21 protein-coding genes are annotated in these 17,351 nt (G+C 56.2%); 18 read left to right on the top strand and 3 right to left on the bottom strand.

The genetic code is table 11. The features are described from left to right. Position 1 precedes the first annotated feature (1 nt). From mdcC to mdcH, 6 genes are all read left to right on the top strand, one after another. Positions 2 to 301, top strand: a complete 300-nt coding sequence (mdcC, locus tag O1724_RS21230) for a malonate decarboxylase acyl carrier protein (RefSeq protein ID WP_000411786.1) — start codon at positions 2 to 4, stop codon at positions 299 to 301. Then, entirely contained in the window at positions 294 to 1,127 is an 834-nt protein-coding gene (locus O1724_RS21225) for a biotin-independent malonate decarboxylase subunit beta (RefSeq protein WP_003861672.1), read from the top strand. Before mdcC ends, O1724_RS21225 begins: the two co-directional genes overlap by 8 nt. Beyond that, entirely contained in the window at positions 1,127 to 1,927 is an 801-nt protein-coding gene (gene mdcE, locus O1724_RS21220; protein ID WP_003861675.1) for a biotin-independent malonate decarboxylase subunit gamma, read from the top strand. The genes O1724_RS21225 and mdcE overlap by 1 nt, the downstream gene beginning before the upstream one ends. A gap of 123 nt (positions 1,928 to 2,050) precedes the next feature. Continuing rightward, complete coding sequence (locus O1724_RS21215; RefSeq protein WP_032660605.1) at positions 2,051 to 3,010, top strand: AEC family transporter; 960 nt, start codon at positions 2,051 to 2,053, stop codon at positions 3,008 to 3,010. A gap of 2 nt (positions 3,011 to 3,012) precedes the next feature. Then, on the top strand, positions 3,013 to 3,630 hold the full coding sequence (locus O1724_RS21210; protein WP_126297450.1) for a malonate decarboxylase holo-ACP synthase: 618 nt from the start codon (positions 3,013 to 3,015) through the stop codon (positions 3,628 to 3,630). Further along, positions 3,630 to 4,526 (top strand): malonate decarboxylase subunit epsilon, encoded by an 897-nt coding sequence (gene mdcH / locus O1724_RS21205; protein WP_126297451.1) that lies wholly within the window; start codon positions 3,630 to 3,632, stop codon positions 4,524 to 4,526. The genes O1724_RS21210 and mdcH overlap by 1 nt, the downstream gene beginning before the upstream one ends. Before the next feature lie 39 nt (positions 4,527 to 4,565). Here mdcH and O1724_RS21200 read toward each other — a convergent pair whose 3' ends face one another. After that, entirely contained in the window at positions 4,566 to 5,498 is a 933-nt protein-coding gene (locus O1724_RS21200) for a LysR substrate-binding domain-containing protein (protein WP_023323815.1), read from the bottom strand. Between the two features lie 15 nt (positions 5,499 to 5,513). After that, complete coding sequence (locus O1724_RS21195; RefSeq protein ID WP_048241731.1) at positions 5,514 to 7,418, bottom strand: ABC transporter ATP-binding protein; 1,905 nt, start codon at positions 7,416 to 7,418, stop codon at positions 5,514 to 5,516. A 129-nt stretch (positions 7,419 to 7,547) separates the two neighbouring features. Between O1724_RS21195 and kefG the strand changes: the two genes are divergently transcribed. The 4 genes from kefG (at position 7,548) to slyD (ending at position 10,806) form a co-directional block, all read left to right on the top strand. Beyond that, positions 7,548 to 8,102, top strand: coding sequence for a glutathione-regulated potassium-efflux system ancillary protein KefG (kefG, locus tag O1724_RS21190; protein ID WP_059288194.1), 555 nt, complete (start codon positions 7,548 to 7,550; stop codon positions 8,100 to 8,102). Then, positions 8,102 to 9,907, top strand: a complete 1,806-nt coding sequence (kefB, locus tag O1724_RS21185) for a glutathione-regulated potassium-efflux system protein KefB (RefSeq protein ID WP_126297452.1) — start codon at positions 8,102 to 8,104, stop codon at positions 9,905 to 9,907. The genes kefG and kefB overlap by 1 nt, the downstream gene beginning before the upstream one ends. 13 nt (positions 9,908 to 9,920) lie before the next feature. Continuing rightward, positions 9,921 to 10,121, top strand: coding sequence for a YheV family putative zinc ribbon protein (locus O1724_RS21180; RefSeq protein WP_003861689.1), 201 nt, complete (start codon positions 9,921 to 9,923; stop codon positions 10,119 to 10,121). A gap of 94 nt (positions 10,122 to 10,215) precedes the next feature. Continuing rightward, positions 10,216 to 10,806, top strand: a complete 591-nt coding sequence (slyD, locus tag O1724_RS21175; RefSeq protein ID WP_003861691.1) for a peptidylprolyl isomerase — start codon at positions 10,216 to 10,218, stop codon at positions 10,804 to 10,806. Positions 10,807 to 10,857: 51 nt separating this feature from the next. On the opposite strand, the gene O1724_RS21170 is transcribed toward slyD, so the two are convergent. Continuing rightward, positions 10,858 to 11,076 carry a protein SlyX gene (locus tag O1724_RS21170; RefSeq protein WP_003861693.1) on the bottom strand — a complete coding sequence of 73 codons (219 nt, stop codon included), beginning with the start codon at positions 11,074 to 11,076 and terminating at the stop codon, positions 10,858 to 10,860. A gap of 238 nt (positions 11,077 to 11,314) precedes the next feature. Here O1724_RS21170 and fkpA point away from each other — a divergent pair, with 238 nt between their 5' ends. From fkpA to fusA, 8 genes are all read left to right on the top strand, one after another. Next, positions 11,315 to 12,133 carry an FKBP-type peptidyl-prolyl cis-trans isomerase gene (gene fkpA / locus O1724_RS21165; RefSeq protein ID WP_003861695.1) on the top strand — a complete coding sequence of 273 codons (819 nt, stop codon included), beginning with the start codon at positions 11,315 to 11,317 and terminating at the stop codon, positions 12,131 to 12,133. A 167-nt stretch (positions 12,134 to 12,300) separates the two neighbouring features. Then, a complete protein-coding gene (locus O1724_RS21160) occupies positions 12,301 to 13,023 on the top strand; it encodes a helix-turn-helix transcriptional regulator (RefSeq protein WP_003861697.1) in 723 nt (240 codons plus the stop codon). After that, positions 13,023 to 13,409 (top strand): sulfurtransferase complex subunit TusD, encoded by a 387-nt coding sequence (gene tusD, locus O1724_RS21155; RefSeq protein ID WP_126297453.1) that lies wholly within the window; start codon positions 13,023 to 13,025, stop codon positions 13,407 to 13,409. The genes O1724_RS21160 and tusD overlap by 1 nt, the downstream gene beginning before the upstream one ends. Further along, positions 13,409 to 13,768 (top strand): sulfurtransferase complex subunit TusC, encoded by a 360-nt coding sequence (gene tusC, locus O1724_RS21150; RefSeq protein ID WP_126297454.1) that lies wholly within the window; start codon positions 13,409 to 13,411, stop codon positions 13,766 to 13,768. Before tusD ends, tusC begins: the two co-directional genes overlap by 1 nt. Before the next feature lie 7 nt (positions 13,769 to 13,775). Continuing rightward, positions 13,776 to 14,063: a sulfurtransferase complex subunit TusB gene (gene tusB / locus O1724_RS21145; protein WP_126297455.1), complete on the top strand. Its 288-nt coding sequence runs from the start codon at positions 13,776 to 13,778 to the stop codon at positions 14,061 to 14,063. Between the two features lie 124 nt (positions 14,064 to 14,187). Next, a complete protein-coding gene (gene rpsL / locus O1724_RS21140; RefSeq protein ID WP_000246815.1) occupies positions 14,188 to 14,562 on the top strand; it encodes a 30S ribosomal protein S12 in 375 nt (124 codons plus the stop codon). A 96-nt stretch (positions 14,563 to 14,658) separates the two neighbouring features. Continuing rightward, entirely contained in the window at positions 14,659 to 15,129 is a 471-nt protein-coding gene (gene rpsG / locus O1724_RS21135) for a 30S ribosomal protein S7 (RefSeq protein WP_003861706.1), read from the top strand. Between the two features lie 96 nt (positions 15,130 to 15,225). Beyond that, complete coding sequence (gene fusA, locus O1724_RS21130) at positions 15,226 to 17,340, top strand: elongation factor G (RefSeq protein ID WP_022651946.1); 2,115 nt, start codon at positions 15,226 to 15,228, stop codon at positions 17,338 to 17,340. The last annotated feature ends 11 nt before the right edge of the window (positions 17,341 to 17,351 follow it).

Below are 17,351 nucleotides of genomic sequence, written 5' to 3'. Positions count from 1 at the left end.
TATGGAAAAAATCACATTGACCGTGCCCGCCAGCCGCGAAGTAAGCGGCAGGGCGCTGGCAGGGGTAGTCGGTTCCGGGGATATGGAGGTGCTTTTCACCGCCGAACCGGGCCAGACCTTAACCATTGATATCACCACCTCCGTCGACAACAGCCGCGGGCGCTGGGAGGCGTTGTTCAACCGCCTGCAAACCGTCAGCAGCCTGCCCGCAGGTAAGCTGACCATCCACGACTTCGGCGCGACGCCGGGCGTGGCACGCATTCGTATCGAACAGGTTTTTGAAGGGGTGAACCATGCGTGATGACAGCAGCTTTATCGAATTAAAAGCGCGCCAGCGTGCGCAGGCGCTGCTCGACGACGGCAGCTACCGCGAACTGCTGGATCCGTTTGAAGGCATTATCTCTCCGTGGCTTGGGCCACAGGGGATTGTTCCTCAGGCCGATGACGGCATGGTGGTCGCGAAAGGGACCATCAACGGCCAGCCTGCGGTGGTGGTGGCGATTGAAGGCACCTTCCAGGGCGGCAGCATGGGCGAAGTGTCCGGCGCCAAAATGGCGGCAGCGCTGGAGCTGGCGGCGGAAGATAACCGCAACGGCATTCCGACTCAGGCGGTACTGTGCCTCGAAACCGGCGGCGTACGTTTGCAGGAAGCCAACCTCGGCCTGGCGGCGATTGCCGATATCCACGCCGCGATCGTTGACCTGCGTCGCTATACCCCGGTCGTCGGGATTGTCGCCGGGACCGTGGGCTGCTTCGGTGGGATGTCTATCGCCGCGGCGCTGTGCAGCTACCTGATTGTGACCCGCGAAGCGCGGCTCGGCCTCAACGGTCCGCAGGTTATCGAGCAGGAAGCGGGCATTGAAGAGTATGACTCCCGCGATCGTCCGTTTATCTGGAGCATGACCGGCGGCGAAGTGCGCTATGAAAGCGGGCTGGTGGACGCGCTGGTGGGCGACGGCGTGAACGCGGTGAAAGCCGCGATGAACGAAGCCATCGCCAAAGGCGTACCGGCGAAACATCGCACCGATAACTACGACGATTACCTGAACCGTCTGACGAATTTCGACACCCGCAAACAGGCCGATGCCGAACAGATTAAAGCGCTTTTTGCCCGGGAGGTGAAATGATGACTAACTCAATTAGCCGTGGCGAACTCTGGCTGGAAACTCTGGCCCCGAACGCGAAACGTCTGGAGGGGTTATGCCCGTCCGTGCAGGCCGCAGACGGCGAGCTGAACGGTGAAACGGTGCGTTTTGTCGCCGTGGTGCCGGACGCCAACAACCACTTCCCGCGCGCGGCGCAAGGGGAAGTCGGCCTGCTGGAAGGCTGGACGCTGGCAAAAGTGGTCAGCGAAACCGTTGCCGCTGATGCAGATAAAGCCGTGAAGCGCCCGATTGTGGCGGTAATCGACGTCCCAAGCCAGGCCTATGGCCGTCGCGAAGAGGCGTTTGGCATCCACCAGGCGCTGGCCGGCGCCGCTGCCGCCTACGCTAATGCGCGGCTGGCAGGTCATCCGGTGATTGGTCTTATCGTCGGTAAGGCCATGTCCGGCGCGTTTCTGGCGCACGGCTACCAGGCTAACCGTCTGATTGCCTTCAACGATAAAGGCGTGCTGATCCACGCCATGGGCAAAGAGTCTGCGGCGCGCATTACGCTGCGTACCGTTGAGGCGCTGGAAAAACTGGCGGCAACCATTCCGCCAATGGCGTACGACATCAGCAACTACGCCACGCTGGGGCTGCTTTCCGACCTGCTGGATATCAGCAATCCGGATGCCCCTTCCGAAAGCGATCTGACGCGGGTGAAAACCACCCTGCAACAGGCCATCAGTGACGCTCGTCAGGACACCACGTTGAAAAACCGTCTGGGTGCTGACAACCGCCGCAGCTCAGCGCTCGTACGTGAACGTATGCGAGCCAGCTGGTAAGTAAAAAGAGACCTGCCAGATGCATCACCCCGTGGGCGCGCCCGTTGCGTCCACGCGGGAACCTGCATCCTGAAAATAATAAACATCGCGCCAGTGCTTAAACTTTTTTACTACAGGTGATTTATGACTTACGTAATTGTTCATGCTCTTGCACCGATTTTCGTCATCATGCTGCTGGGATTCTGGGCCGGTAAGGCAAAGATGGTCGATAACAAAAATGTTTCCCTGCTGAATATCTTCGTGATGGATTTTGCACTCCCGGCCGCGCTATTCAGCGCCACCGTGCAAACCCCGTGGACCGGCATCGTGGCGCAGTCGCCGCTGATCCTGGTTCTCACTCTGGCGATGTGGATCACCTATGCGGTCATCTACTTCCTCGCGACAAACGTATTTAAAAAATCCCCGCAGGATGCGGCCGTGCTGACGCTCACCGTCGCCTTGCCAAACTATGCGGCGCTCGGCCTGCCGATTTTGGGCAGCGTGCTGGGTGAAAGTTCTTCTACTTCTCTCTCCGTGGCGGTCTCCATCGCCTGTGGTTCGGTGCTGATGACCCCGTTCTGCCTGCTGATTCTGGAGCGTGAGAAAGCCCGCGCCGAAGGCAATAACTCCGGTTCAACGCTTTCCATGCTGCCGGTGCTGATGTGGCGCTCCATTAAAAAACCGATCGTGATGGGCCCGCTGCTGGGTGTGATCCTGTCCGCTATCGGCATCAAAATGCCGGAGCTGGTGCTGGCGGCGATTAAACCGCTGGGACTGTCCGCGACCGCTGCGGCGCTGTTCCTGACCGGCGTGATCCTCTCCGCGCGTAAGCTTCAGATCAACACCATGGTGATCACTTCTACTATCGCCAAGCTGCTGATCCAGCCAGCGATTGCCTGGGGTATCGTTTTAATCTTCGGTCTGCACGGCTCCGTGGCGATCACCGCCATCCTGATGATTGCGCTGTCCGCGGGCTTCTTTGGCGTGGTGTTCGGTAACCGCTTTGGCGTGCAGTCGCCGGATGCTGAAGCCGTGCTGCTGTTAAGCTCCGTACTGTGTATCCTGTCGCTGCCGCTGTTTATCTCGCTGACTTCAGGAATGTAATCATGACCACAACATTACGCCCACACGACCTCATCTGGCTTACCGCGCGCGACGCCCTGGAAGGGATTACTGAATCCTGGGTGGACGCGGCCTGGCATACCGGGCTGCCGGTAGTGGTGCGGCGTGATGTTGATAATGAAGGCCGTATTCCCGTTGGCGTGCGGGGATTGCGCCGCGACCAGCGGGCGGCCGGATGGGTGAAGCCTGAGAACGTGTTGCGCGTGGTGTCGCCCGAAGATTTGAGCGTTGCCGCCGACCTGCTGCGTTCGCCGTTTATCACCCAGCCGCCGCTTCAGGTGGCGCTTCAGCTTGCGCAGCAGTCGTGGCCGTGGACGTGGGGGATAACCGGCAGTACGGGTTACGCGCTGGCGACCGGTATTCCGGTGATCCACGCCGACAGCGATCTCGATCTGCTCATCCGCGCTCCGCACGCCGTGTCACCTGACGCGTTTACCAGCTGGCAGGCTCAGCTTGGCCGCGCGCTGTGCCGGGCGGATACGCAGGTGGATACGCCCGAGGGCGGATTCGCGCTGGCGGAATGGTTACGTGATGGCAAAACGCTGCTGAAAACCCGCCGTGGACCGCGCCTGGTGGCGGATCCATGGCACAGGGAGGAGTAATGAAAATACTGTTTACCTTTCCGGGGCAGGGCACACAGCATGAAGGTATGCTGCAAAACCTGCCGGGAACGGAGCTGGAGCAGGCGCGTGAGGTGCTTGGCGCCGAAGTGAATACGCTGGACAGTGCAGCCTCGTTAAACCACACCCGCGCGGTTCAGCTGTGTCTGCTGATTTCAGGCGTGACCTGGGCGCGCGAGCTGGAACGTCGCGGCGTGTCGCCGGATATTGTCAGCGGTCTGTCCATTGGCGCTTATCCTGCGGCGGTTATCGCCGGTGTGCTGGACTTTACGGACGCGCTGAAGCTGGTGGCGCTGCGCGGCGATCTGATGGAGCAGGCGTATCCCCACGGCTACGGCCTGACGGCGATAATGGGGTTGACCCTGCCCCAGGTGGAAAACCTGATTCAGGGGACAGGAACCTATATCGCTAACCTGAACGCCGAAACGCAGATCGTGATTGCCGGAGCCGATGACGGCATGGCGCAGGTAGCCGAACGCGCGCTGGCGAAGGGCGCGAACAAGGCCAAACGGCTGGCGGTAAGCGTACCGTCGCACTGTGAACTGCTGGCGGAACCGGCGCAGAAGCTGGCCGCGGCGTTTGAATCAGTCACGCTTTCACGCCCCCGCTGCGCGTACCTGAGCGGCAGTACCGGGCGCGTGCTTTGGCAGCCGGAGAAAATTGCCGACGACCTGGCGATGAATATGGCGCGAACCGTGCGCTGGCAGGAGGCGGTGATTTCCGCTAACGAGCGCGAAGCGCGTCTGGCGATTGAGATGCCGCCAGGGGGTATTCTGACCTGTCTGACGCGGCAGGCGGCGTGGGAAGGCGAATCCATTTCGCTGGAGCGCAGCGGAGTGGACGTGGCGGTGCATCTGGCGGGTCGGCTTCAGCGGTGACTTTTTGCCCGGTAAGCGTAGCGCCACCGGGCAATAACATCAGGCACTATCCTGCAAACTTCTGGCATACATCCGCCCTTCCGCGGCCAGCGCCCGCAGGCTCGGATCCTGCTCGCGGTTGCGGGCAAAGACGATCGCAATCAGCTGCTGCATCTGGTACGGCTGCGCCAGCTTCAGTAGCTGCACCGAATTTTCGTACACTTTCTTCATCCTGCCCGGCATCAGTGTAAACCCGACCCCCGCCTGCACCAGGCTCAGCATCGAAAAGATATCGTTCACGCGCGTCACAATCTCCGGCTCAAAACCGGCGATATGAAACGCTTCCTGAAACCCGGCGTAAGTGGCGAACCCTTCCGCGAGGGCGACAAATTTCTGATCTTTATAATCACGCAGATCGGCGGGGCCGCTGGTATTCAGCGTGGCAGAAGCCGGTGCGGCAAGGAAAATATCGTCATGGAACAGAGGAAGCACTTCGAGGCTGTTACGGTCGATATCGCTCTCGGAGATAGAGATTAAAATCGCATCCAGCGATCCCTCATCCAGCATATGGAGCAGGGTTTCGTTCGAGCCCATCGTCAGATCCATCTCCAGATCCGGACGGCGCAGCTTCATGCCCATTATCAGACGCGGCACGGTTTCCAGAGTCAGCGAGTAGAGCGTGCCGACGCGCAACCGTCCCTGGCCGATACCGGCGATCTTGCGCGACTCTTCCAGCCCGCGCTCCATCACCTGCATCACCTCCTGACAATACTCCAGCAGCGTCCATGCGGAGGGGAGGGCAATCAGGTTACGCCCTTTGTGAGCAAAGAGCGGGCAGCGGACGTTCTCTTCGAGGGTATGCAGCGCGCGGTGCACGCTGACACCGCTCAGGCCGAGCGTTTCGGCGGTACGTGCGATATTGCCCTTCTCCATGAACGTCATGAAGATGCTGAGCTTACGGAATGTAATCTCGCTCGTGGTATCGAAGCTCATAACCCTCCCGGCGTGTTAGTCGGCTTGCAGCATCGCTTCCAGCTGTTCCTGCGCGTCCAGCCATGCCATTTCGCACTCTTCGAGGCTGGATTTGGTTTTCGCCTGAGTTTGCAGACAGTCCGTCAGCTCCGCTTTGCGGCTCTGATCGTACAGTTCGCTGTCGCCCAGCTTCTCTTCGACGGCAGCAAGCGTGGCGTTGAGCTTTTCCATCTCTTTTTCGAGGCGGGTAATCTCTTTACGCAGCGGCTGTGTCTGAGTGCGCAGCTCCGCTTCACGGCGCTTCTGGTCTTTACGCGCCTGGGCGCTGTTGGCGTTGTCTTTCGCTGACTCTTCCGGCTGGTTTTCCTGCTTCTGCACGTCCGTCAGCCACTGCTGGTAGTCTTCCAGGTCGCCGTCAAACGGTTCGACTTTGCCGCCGTGTACCAGATAGAGATCGTCGGTGGTGGAGCGGATCAGGTGGCGGTCGTGCGACACGACAACCAGCGCCCCTTCGAACTCAATCAGCGCTTCGGTCAGCGCCTGACGCATGTCGAGATCGAGGTGGTTGGTTGGTTCATCAAGCAGCAGCAGGTTTGGACGCTGCCAGACGATCAGCGCCAGTACCAGACGCGCTTTTTCACCACCGGAGAAACGCGCTGTATTTTCAGTCACCTTATCGCCCTGGAAGCCAAAGCCGCCGAGGTAGTCGCGCAGCTTCTGCTCCATTTCCTGCGGCGCCAGGCGCGCCAGGTGCTGGATCGGCGATTCATCCGCGCGTAAAAATTCCAGCTGATGCTGGGCGAAGTAGCCAAGCTTGATGCCTTTCGCCAGGCCGATTTCGCCGCTGACCGGGTTAAGCTCGCCCGCCAGCAGCTTGATCAGCGTCGATTTACCGGCGCCGTTACGTCCCAGCAGGCCAATGCGTGAACCTGGCACCAGGTTGAGCTTGATAGAGTCGAGGATAATGCGATCGCCATAGCCCGCGCTCACTTTTTCCATTTTCAGCAGCGGGTTCGGCAGGCTCTCCGGCTCGCGGAAACTGAAGTGGAATGGGTTATCCACATGCGCGGGAGCGATCATCTCCATGCGTTCCAGCATCTTGATGCGGCTCTGCGCCTGCTTGGCTTTTGACGCCTTGGCCTTGAAGCGATCCACAAAGCTTTGCAGGTGCGCCACGCGCTGCTGCTGGCTTTCATACATCGCCTGTTGCTGGGCAAGGCGCGTCGCGCGCTGGCGCTCGAAAGAGCTGTAGTTGCCGGTGTATTCGAACATGCTTTGCTGTTCGATATGAATGATTTTATCCACCACCGGATCGAGGAAGTCGCGGTCGTGGGAGATCAGAATCAGAGTGCCCTGATAGCTCTTGAGCCACTTCTCCAGCCAAATAACCGCATCAAGATCGAGGTGGTTGGTGGGTTCATCGAGCAGCAGGAGGTCGGAGCGGCAGATCAGCGCCTGCGCCAGGTTAAGGCGCATACGCCAGCCGCCGGAGAAATCGCTCACCGGGCGTTCAAGCTGTTCGTTGCTGAAACCCAGGCCGTGCAGCAGGCTGGAGGCGCGGGAGCGAATGGTCCAGGCATCGATGGCGTCCAGCTTGCCGTGGACGGTGGCGATGGCGTGGCCGTCGTTGCGTTCGTTGGCGGCGTTGAGCTCTGCTTCGAGCTTGCGGTATTCACGGTCGCCGTCGATAACATAGTCGAGCGCGGGTTCGCTCAGCGCGGGCGTCTCCTGGTTCACCCAGGCGAGCTGCCAGTTGCCCGGGAAGGTAAAGTTACCGCCATCCGCGCTTATCTCGTTTTTCAGCAGTGCCAGCAGGGTGGATTTACCGCAGCCGTTTTTGCCGACCAGCCCCACTTTCTGGCCCGGGTTGATGGTAGCAGTCGCGTTATCCAGCAGGACGCGCACGCCGCGACGAATTTGTAACGAGGAGAAAACAATCATAGAAGCGCCGTATGTTCCGACTATGTTAATTTGTCATTATGATAATGTAAGGTGTGGGCCATTTTCCCCACCGGGCCGCCATGGTAGCCCAAAACGACAACAATACACAAAAACAGAACCGGGAGGGGAATGATGTCTCAGACAGCGAAAGTGCTGCTGCTATATGCCCATCCGGAATCACAGGACTCGGTGGCGAACCGGGTGCTGCTTAAGCCGGCCACACAGCTAAGTAACGTAACGGTGCACGATCTCTACGCGCACTATCCCGATTTTTTTATCGATATTCCTTACGAGCAGGAACTGCTGCGTCAGCACGACGTGATTGTGTTCCAGCATCCGCTTTATACCTACAGCTGTCCGGCACTGCTGAAAGAGTGGCTGGACCGCGTGCTGAGCCGGGGCTTCTCCAGCGGGGTGGGGGGCAACCAGCTGGCGGGAAAGTACTGGCGGAGTGTCATTACCACCGGTGAGCCGGAAAGCGCTTACCGTCACGACGGGCTGAACCGTTACCCCATGAGCGACATTCTGCGGCCGTTTGAGCTGACGGCGGCGATGTGCCGTATGCACTGGATGAGCCCGATTATTATCTACTGGGCACGGCGGCAGGATCCGAAAGCGCTGGCGAGCCATGCCAGGGCCTATGGCGAATGGCTGGCGTCACCGATTCCGGCGGGAGGACGCTAATGGACGGTTCGAATTTACTCCTTGCCGGGGTGCTGTTTTTGTTCGCCGCCGTCGTCGCGGTCCCGCTTGCCGCGCGTCTCGGCATTGGCGCGGTGCTGGGTTATTTGCTGGCGGGGATAGCCATTGGCCCCTGGGGGCTTGGGTTTATCAGCGATGTGGATGAAATTCTCCACTTCTCTGAACTGGGCGTGGTCTTCCTGATGTTCATCATTGGCCTTGAGCTGAACCCCTCCAAGCTGTGGCAGCTGCGGCAATCTATTTTTGGCGTCGGGGCGGCGCAGGTGTTACTCAGCGCGGCCATTCTCGCGGGACTGCTGATGTTGACGCAGTTTTCCTGGCAGGCCGCGGTGATTGGCGGGATCGGTCTTGCGATGTCGTCGACGGCGATGGCGCTTCAGCTGATGCGCGACAAAGGGATGAACCGCAACGAGGCGGGGCAACTGGGCTTTTCGGTGCTGCTGTTCCAGGATTTAGCGGTGATCCCGGCGCTGGCGCTGGTGCCGCTGCTGGCGGGATCCGGAGACGATCATTTCGACTGGATGAAGATCTCCATGAAGGTGCTGGCCTTCGCGGGGATGCTGATCGGCGGACGGTTTTTACTGCGTCCGGTATTCCGGTTTATTGCAGCATCCGGCGTGCGCGAGGTATTCACCGCCGCAACGCTGCTGCTGGTGCTTGGCTCAGCGCTGTTTATGGATGCGCTGGGGTTGTCGATGGCGCTTGGGACGTTTATCGCCGGGGTGCTGCTTGCGGAAAGCGAGTACCGCCACGAGCTGGAGACCGCCATCGATCCGTTTAAGGGGCTGCTGCTAGGGCTGTTCTTTATCTCGGTGGGTATGGCGCTTAATCTTGGCGTGCTCTATACCCATCTGCTGTGGGTTATTGCGAGTGTCGCCGTGCTGGTGACGGTCAAAACGCTGGTGCTGTATCTCCTCGCGAGGATTTACGGGCTGCGCAGCTCGGAAAGAATGCAGTTTTCCAGCGTGTTAAGCCAGGGGGGAGAATTTGCGTTTGTGCTGTTTTCCACGGCGTCGTCTCAGAAGCTGTTCAAAGATGACCAGATGGCGCTGCTGCTGGTGACGGTCACGCTGTCGATGATGACCACCCCGCTGCTGATGAAGCTGGTGGACAAACTGCTGTCGCGCCGCCTGAATCCCGCAGACGATGAAGACGAAGCGCCGTGGGTGGAAGATGATAAACCGCAGGTGATCGTCGTGGGCTTTGGTCGCTTCGGACAGGTGATTGGTCGCCTGTTGATGGCGAACAAAATGCGCATCACGGTGCTGGAGCGCGATATCAGCGCCGTCAACCTGATGCGCAAATATGGTTATAAGGTGTACTACGGCGATGCGACGCAGCTTGAGCTGTTGCGCTCGGCGGGCGCAGAGGCTGCGGAGTCCATCGTCATCACCTGTAACGATCCGGAAGACACGATGAAGCTGGTGGAGCTGTGCCAGCAGCATTTCCCGCATCTGCATATTCTGGCGCGTGCGCGTGGACGTGTGGAGGCTCACGAACTTTTGCAGGCGGGTGTGAAACACTTCTCCCGCGAAACCTTCTCCAGCGCGCTGGAGCTGGGACGCAAGGCGCTGGTTTCGCTGGGTATGCATCCTCATCAGGCGCAACGCGCCCAGATGCATTTCCGCAGGCTGGATATGCGAATGCTGCGTGAACTGATGCCCGTGCACAGCGACACGGCGCAGATCTCCCGCGTGCGGGAAGCGCGTCGCGAACTGGAGGAGATCTTCCAGCGTGAGATGCAACAGGAACGACGCCAGCTCGACGGCTGGGATGAATTTGAATAAAGGGTAACGAAAGATGGCTGTACGTAAACGCTTTATCGCGGGCGCAAAATGCCCATCCTGCCAGGCGCAAGATACGCTGGCCATGTGGCGTGAAAATAATATCGATATCGTTGAATGTGTTAAGTGCGGTCACCAGATGCGTGAGGCCGACAAAGAAGCCCGTGATCATGTTCGCAAAGAAGAGCAAGTGATCGGCATTTTTCATCCAGACTAGCGATATGCTCTGAGTTTTTTTAAGCTTAAGGGTACACGGGTGCAGATTTCCGCTACAATCTGCGCCAGCAATTTTCCCACGCTCAGGAGATATCATGAAAGTAGCAAAAGACCTGGTGGTCAGCCTGGCCTATCAGGTACGTACAGAAGACGGTGTGTTGGTTGATGAGTCTCCGGTGAGTGCGCCGCTGGACTACCTGCATGGTCACGGTTCCCTGATTTCCGGCCTGGAAACGGCGCTGGAAGGCCATGAAGTTGGCGACAAATTCGACGTTGCTGTAGGCGCGAACGACGCTTACGGTCAGTATGACGACAACCTGGTTCAGCGCGTTCCTAAAGACGTATTCATGGGCGTTGACGAGTTGCAGGTTGGCATGCGCTTCCTGGCGGAAACTGACCAGGGTCCGGTTCCGGTTGAAATCACTGAAGTTGAAGACGACCACGTTGTGGTTGACGGCAACCACATGCTGGCGGGTCAGAACCTGAAGTTCAACGTAGAAGTTGTTGCGATCCGTGAAGCGACCGAAGAAGAGCTGGCTCATGGCCACGTTCACGGTGCGCACGGTCACGACCATGACCACGATCACGGCCATGACGGCTGCTGCGGTGGTCACGGCCACGACCATGGTCATGACCACGGCCACGGTAAAGGTGGTTGCGGTAACGGCGGCTGCGGTTGCCACTGATTCCGTACTCCGGAAAATAAAAAAGCGGGATAATCCCGCTTTTTTTACGCCTCAATAATGAGGTGGTGGCGTCTCTTCTGACTGAGAGGCAATGTTTGACGGCTGCGTGGCCTTCAGCTTTTCCGTCAGCAGGCGCATGTGATCGCGCAGTTTTGCCATTTCAAGCTCATGGGCCGTCACGGTCTGGTTCAGTTCTTCGATGGTGATGTCCTGAAAAGCCAGGCGGCTTTCCAGCTCAGCCAGTCTCGCTTCGATCGTTGTATCCTTCATCATTCACCTCGTTTATCTGTCGTTCGCCATAATGGACCAGCGGCGGCGAAGTTTAGCTGACTTTTTCCTTAAGTACAGTATCCATCTCCCTGACAAGAAACTTATTTAAACAAAAATAGTCTGAAAAGAAGCGACATTCGGGGGAGTCTGTCTGTAGATTTCTTCCACAACGTTTTATAGTACGTCACTCATTTACGTTTAACACTGGGGTGAGAGACCTCAGGTCCTGGAGATATGGATGAAATCACTGTTTAAAGTTACGCTGCTGGCGACCACTATGGCTGTAGCGCTCAATGCGCCGCTGTCTTTCGCTGCTGATACTGCTGCGAAGCCTGCTGCGACTACAGACAGCAAAGCGGCATTCAAAAATGACGACCAGAAATCCGCCTACGCACTTGGCGCGTCTCTGGGTCGTTACATGGAAAACTCTCTGAAAGAACAAGAGAAACTGGGCATCAAACTGGACAAAAACCAGCTGATCGCAGGGGTCCAGGATGCGTTCGCAGACAAGAGCAAACTGTCTGACCAGGAAATCGAGCAGACTCTGCAAGCGTTTGAAGCGCGCGTGAAAGGCGCCGCTCAGACCAAGATGGAAGCAGATGCAAAAGATAACGAAGCGAAAGGCAAAGCCTACCGCGACAAGTTCGCTAAAGAGAAAGGCGTTAAAACGTCTTCTACTGGCCTGATCTATAAGGTTGAGAAAGAAGGTACTGGCGACGCGCCTAAAGACAGCGACACCGTTGTGGTGAACTACAAAGGTACGCTGATCGACGGTAAAGAGTTCGATAACTCTTATACCCGTGGTGAGCCTCTCTCCTTCCGTCTGGATGGTGTGATCCCGGGCTGGACCGAAGGCCTGAAGAACATCAAGAAAGGCGGTAAAATCAAGCTGGTCATCCCACCGGATCTGGCTTACGGCAAAACCGGCGTTCCGGGTATCCCGGCTAACTCCACGCTGGTATTTGATGTAGAACTGCTGGACATCAAACCGGCGCCGAAAGCGGATGCGAAAACAGACGCACCGGCTGACGACAAAGCCGCAGCAGCTAAGAAGTAATGCTGAAAAAAACCGCCGCCTTTACAGGCGGCGGTTTTTTTATTGTGGGGCAGATATAATTAACACTGGAAAGCGTTATACACGCTGTATTAATTTAGTTGTCCGTGTAGATAATGAGCCTGCCCTGAAAACCTAACGACAGGCTCCTGAAAAGGAGTGTTTTTTTCATGTCCAGGTCGCTTTTAACCAACGAAACCAGTGAACTTGATTTGCTGGATCAACGTCCATTTGACCAGACCGACTTCGATATTCTGAAATCCTACGAAGCGGTAGTGGACGGGTTAGCGATGCTCATTGGTTCCCACTGCGAAATCGTATTGCATTCCCTGCAAGATCTTAAGTGTTCCGCTATCCGCATTGCGAATGGTGAGCACACTGGCCGTAAAATTGGTTCGCCAATCACCGACCTTGCATTGCGTATGTTGCATGACATGACCGGCGCGGACAGCAGCGTCTCAAAATGCTATTTCACCCGCGCCAAAAGCGGCGTGCTGATGAAATCAGAAACGATCGCGATTCGAAACCGCGAACACCGGGTAATCGGTTTGCTGTGCATCAACATGAACCTTGATGTGCCATTCTCGCAAATCATGAGCACCTTCATCCCGCCAGAAACGCCGGACGTGGGCTCATCGGTGAACTTTGCTTCTTCGGTTGAGGATCTCGTGACCCAGACGCTGGAGTTCACCATTGAAGAGGTGAATGCCGATCGCAACGTATCCAACAACGCCAAGAATCGTCAGATCGTCCTGAACCTCTATGAGAAAGGGATTTTTGATATCAAAGATGCCATCAACCAGGTGGCCGATCGCCTGAATATCTCCAAACACACGGTTTACCTCTATATTCGCCAGTTCAAAAGCGGCGACTTTCTGGGACAAGACAAGTAATGCGTTTTGCGTTAATGGTGACGGGCCCGGCGTACGGTACCCAGCAGGCCAGCAGCGCGCTACAGTTTGCCCATGCGCTGCTTGATGCCGGTCATGAACTGGCAAGCATCTTCTTCTATCGCGAAGGCGTGTATAACGCGAACCAGTTTACGTCCCCGGCGAGCGATGAGTTTGACCTCGTGCGCGCCTGGCAAAAATTAAACGAAACGCAGGGCGTTGACCTGCATATCTGCGTCGCGGCGGCACTGCGTCGCGGCGTGACGGATGCGACCGAAGCCGAACGCCTTGGTCTGGCGGGGGCTAACCTGCAACCGGGCTTTTCCCTCAGTGGTCTAGGTGCCCTGGCACAGGCGGCGTTGACCTGCGACAGAGTGGTGCAATTTTGATGAAGCGCGTAGCGTTTGTTTTTACTTCTGCGCCGCATGGCAGCGCTTCAGGCCGGGAAGGGCTGGATGCATTGCTCGCGACATCGGCATTAACCGAAGATATCGGCGTCTTCTTTTTAGGCGATGGCGTATTCCAGCTTCTGGCAGGCCAACAACCGCAGGCCATTCTTGCGCGCGACTACATTGCGACCTTTAAAGTTCTGCCGCTCTATGACATTGAAACCTTCTATGTGTGCGCCGACTCGCTGGCCGCGCGTGGGTTAAACGAGATAACACCGTTCGTGCTGGACCTGACGATCCTGACATCTGCTGCGCTGCGCGAACAACTCTCTCACTACGATACCGTTCTGACTTTCTGAGGCTGTCATGCTCCATACCCTGAGCCGTTCACCGTGGCAATGCGATATCGACACGTTACTGAGCATGCTGCGCGAAGGTGATGATCTGCTGCTGATTCAGGATGGCGTGCTCGCGGCGCTTGAAGGCAGCCGCTTCGTTGAAATGCTCACGAATGCCCCCATAACAGTTTCTGCGCTGAAAGACGATCTGGATGCGCGGGGTCTTTCTGGTCAAATTTCAGCCAAAATTGACGTGGTTGGCTATACTGATTTCGTCAATCTTACTGTGACGCACGCCAGTCAAATGAACTGGTGATTTGAGATCGCTGTATATTTCTTGACACCTTTTCGACGTAGCCCTAAAATTTCGCGTCCTCATATTGTATGAGGTCGTTTTATTACGTGTTTACGAAGCAAAAGCTAAAACCAGGAGCTATTTAATGGCAACAGTTAACCAGCTGGTACGCAAACCACGTGCACGCAAAGTTGCAAAAAGCAACGTGCCTGCGCTGGAAGCCTGCCCGCAGAAACGTGGCGTATGTACTCGTGTATATACCACCACTCCTAAAAAACCAAACTCCGCACTGCGTAAAGTATGCCGTGTGCGTTTGACTAACGGTTTTGAAGTGACTTCCTACATCGGTGGTGAAGGTCACAACCTTCAGGAGCACTCCGTGATCCTGATCCGTGGCGGTCGTGTTAAAGACCTTCCGGGTGTTCGTTACCACACCGTTCGTGGTGCGCTGGACTGCTCAGGTGTTAAAGACCGTAAGCAGGCTCGCTCCAAGTACGGCGTGAAGCGTCCTAAGGCTTAATGGTTCTCCGTTAAGTAAGGCCAAACTGATTTATCTTAATGTCAAACTAAACTCGTAGAGTTTTGGACAATCCTGAATTAACAACGGAGTAATCCCATGCCACGTCGTCGCGTCATTGGTCAGCGTAAAATTCTTCCAGATCCGAAATTCGGATCAGAACTGCTGGCAAAATTTGTAAATATCCTGATGGTAGATGGTAAAAAATCTACCGCAGAAGCAATCGTATACAGCGCGCTGGAGACCCTGGCTCAGCGTTCTGGTAAAAATGAACTGGAAGCCTTCGAAGTCGCTCTCGACAACGTGCGCCCGACTGTAGAAGTTAAGTCTCGCCGCGTTGGTGGTTCTACTTATCAGGTTCCAGTTGAAGTTCGTCCGGTTCGTCGTAATGCTCTGGCAATGCGTTGGATCGTTGAAGCTGCTCGTAAACGCGGTGATAAATCCATGGCTCTGCGTCTGGCGAACGAACTTTCTGATGCTGCGGAAAACAAAGGTACCGCAGTTAAGAAACGTGAAGACGTTCACCGTATGGCAGAAGCCAACAAGGCGTTCGCACACTACCGTTGGTAATCCCTTCGGAGTCGTAGTCACCAGGCGGGCGCTTCAGAGAAGCCGCCCGCTCTGGGTAACTTAACTGAACGCCTAAAGATATAAACGAGGAATCAAATGGCTCGTACAACACCCATCGCACGCTACCGTAACATCGGTATCAGTGCGCACATCGACGCCGGTAAAACCACTACTACCGAACGTATTCTGTTCTACACCGGTGTAAACCATAAAATCGGTGAAGTTCATGACGGCGCAGCCACCATGGACTGGATGGAACAGGAGCAGGAGCGTGGTATTACTATCACCTCCGCAGCGACTACTGCATTCTGGTCAGGTATGGCTAAGCAGTACGAACCGCATCGCGTAAACATCATCGACACCCCAGGGCACGTTGACTTCACCATCGAAGTAGAACGTTCCATGCGTGTTCTTGACGGCGCGGTAATGGTTTATTGCGCAGTTGGTGGTGTTCAGCCACAGTCTGAAACCGTATGGCGTCAGGCAAACAAATATAAAGTTCCACGCATCGCGTTCGTTAACAAAATGGACCGTATGGGTGCTAACTTCCTGAAAGTTGTTGGCCAGATCAAAACCCGTCTGGGCGCGAACCCTGTTCCGCTTCAGCTGGCAATTGGTGCTGAAGAAGGCTTCACCGGCGTTATCGACCTGGTGAAAATGAAAGCCATCAACTGGAACGAAGCAGATGCGGGCGTTACCTTCGAATACGAAGATATCCCGGCAGAGATGCAGGACCTGGCTGACGAATGGCACCAGAACCTGATCGAATCCGCAGCAGAAGCTTCTGAAGAGCTGATGGAAAAATACCTGGGTGGTGAAGAACTGTCTGAGCAAGAGATCAAATCTGCTCTGCGTCAGCGCGTTCTGAACAACGAAATCATCCTGGTAACCTGTGGTTCTGCGTTCAAGAACAAAGGTGTTCAGGCGATGCTGGATGCGGTAGTTGACTACCTGCCATCCCCGATTGACGTTCCTGCGATCAACGGCATCCTGGACGACGGTAAAGATACTCCGGCTGAGCGTCACGCAAGTGATGAAGAGCCATTCTCTGCACTGGCGTTCAAAATTGCTACCGACCCATTCGTGGGTAACCTGACCTTCTTCCGCGTTTACTCTGGTGTGGTTAACTCCGGTGACACCATCCTGAACTCCGTGAAAGCGGCGCGTGAACGTTTTGGCCGTATCGTACAGATGCACGCTAACAAACGTGAAGAGATCAAAGAAGTTCGTGCGGGCGACATCGCTGCTGCTATCGGTCTGAAAGACGTGACCACTGGTGACACTCTGTGTGACCCGGATCACCCGATCATTCTGGAGCGTATGGAATTCCCTGAGCCGGTAATCTCCATCGCAGTTGAACCAAAAACCAAAGCTGACCAGGAAAAAATGGGTCTGGCTCTGGGCCGTCTGGCGAAAGAAGACCCATCATTCCGTGTATGGACTGATGAAGAATCTAACCAGACCATCATCGCTGGTATGGGTGAACTGCACCTGGACATCATCGTTGACCGTATGAAGCGTGAATTCAACGTTGAAGCGAACGTGGGTAAACCTCAGGTTGCTTACCGCGAAGCGATTCGCGCGAAAGTTACCGACGTTGAAGGTAAACACGCTAAGCAGTCTGGTGGTCGCGGTCAGTACGGTCACGTTGTGATCGACATGTACCCACTGGAGCCGGGCTCTAACCCGAAAGGTTACGAGTTCATCAACGACATCAAAGGTGGTGTAATTCCTGGCGAATACATCCCTGCCGTTGATAAAGGCATCCAGGAGCAGCTGAAAGCTGGCCCTCTGGCTGGTTACCCGGTTGTAGACATGGGTGTTCGTCTGCACTTCGGTTCTTACCACGACGTTGACTCCTCTGAACTGGCGTTTAAACTGGCTGCGTCTATTGCCTTTAAAGAAGGCTTTAAGAAAGCAAAACCAGTTCTGCTTGAGCCGATCATGAAGGTTGAAGTAGAAACTCCTGAAGAGAACACCGGTGACGTTATCGGTGACTTGAGCCGTCGTCGCGGTATGCTGCGTGGTCAGGAATCCGAAGTAACTGGCGTTAAGATCCACGCTGAAGTTCCGCTGTCTGAAATGTTCGGATATGCAACTCAGCTGCGTTCACTGACCAAAGGTCGTGCATCATACACTATGGAATTCCTGAAGTATGATGATGCGCCGAACAACGTTGCTCAGGCCGTTATCGAAGCCCGTGGTAAGTAATCCACAGGATT

The organism is Enterobacter cloacae complex sp. HYC074_NIDB (assembly GCF_056673345.1).
This window is presented reverse-complemented; position numbering and strand designations above follow the sequence as displayed.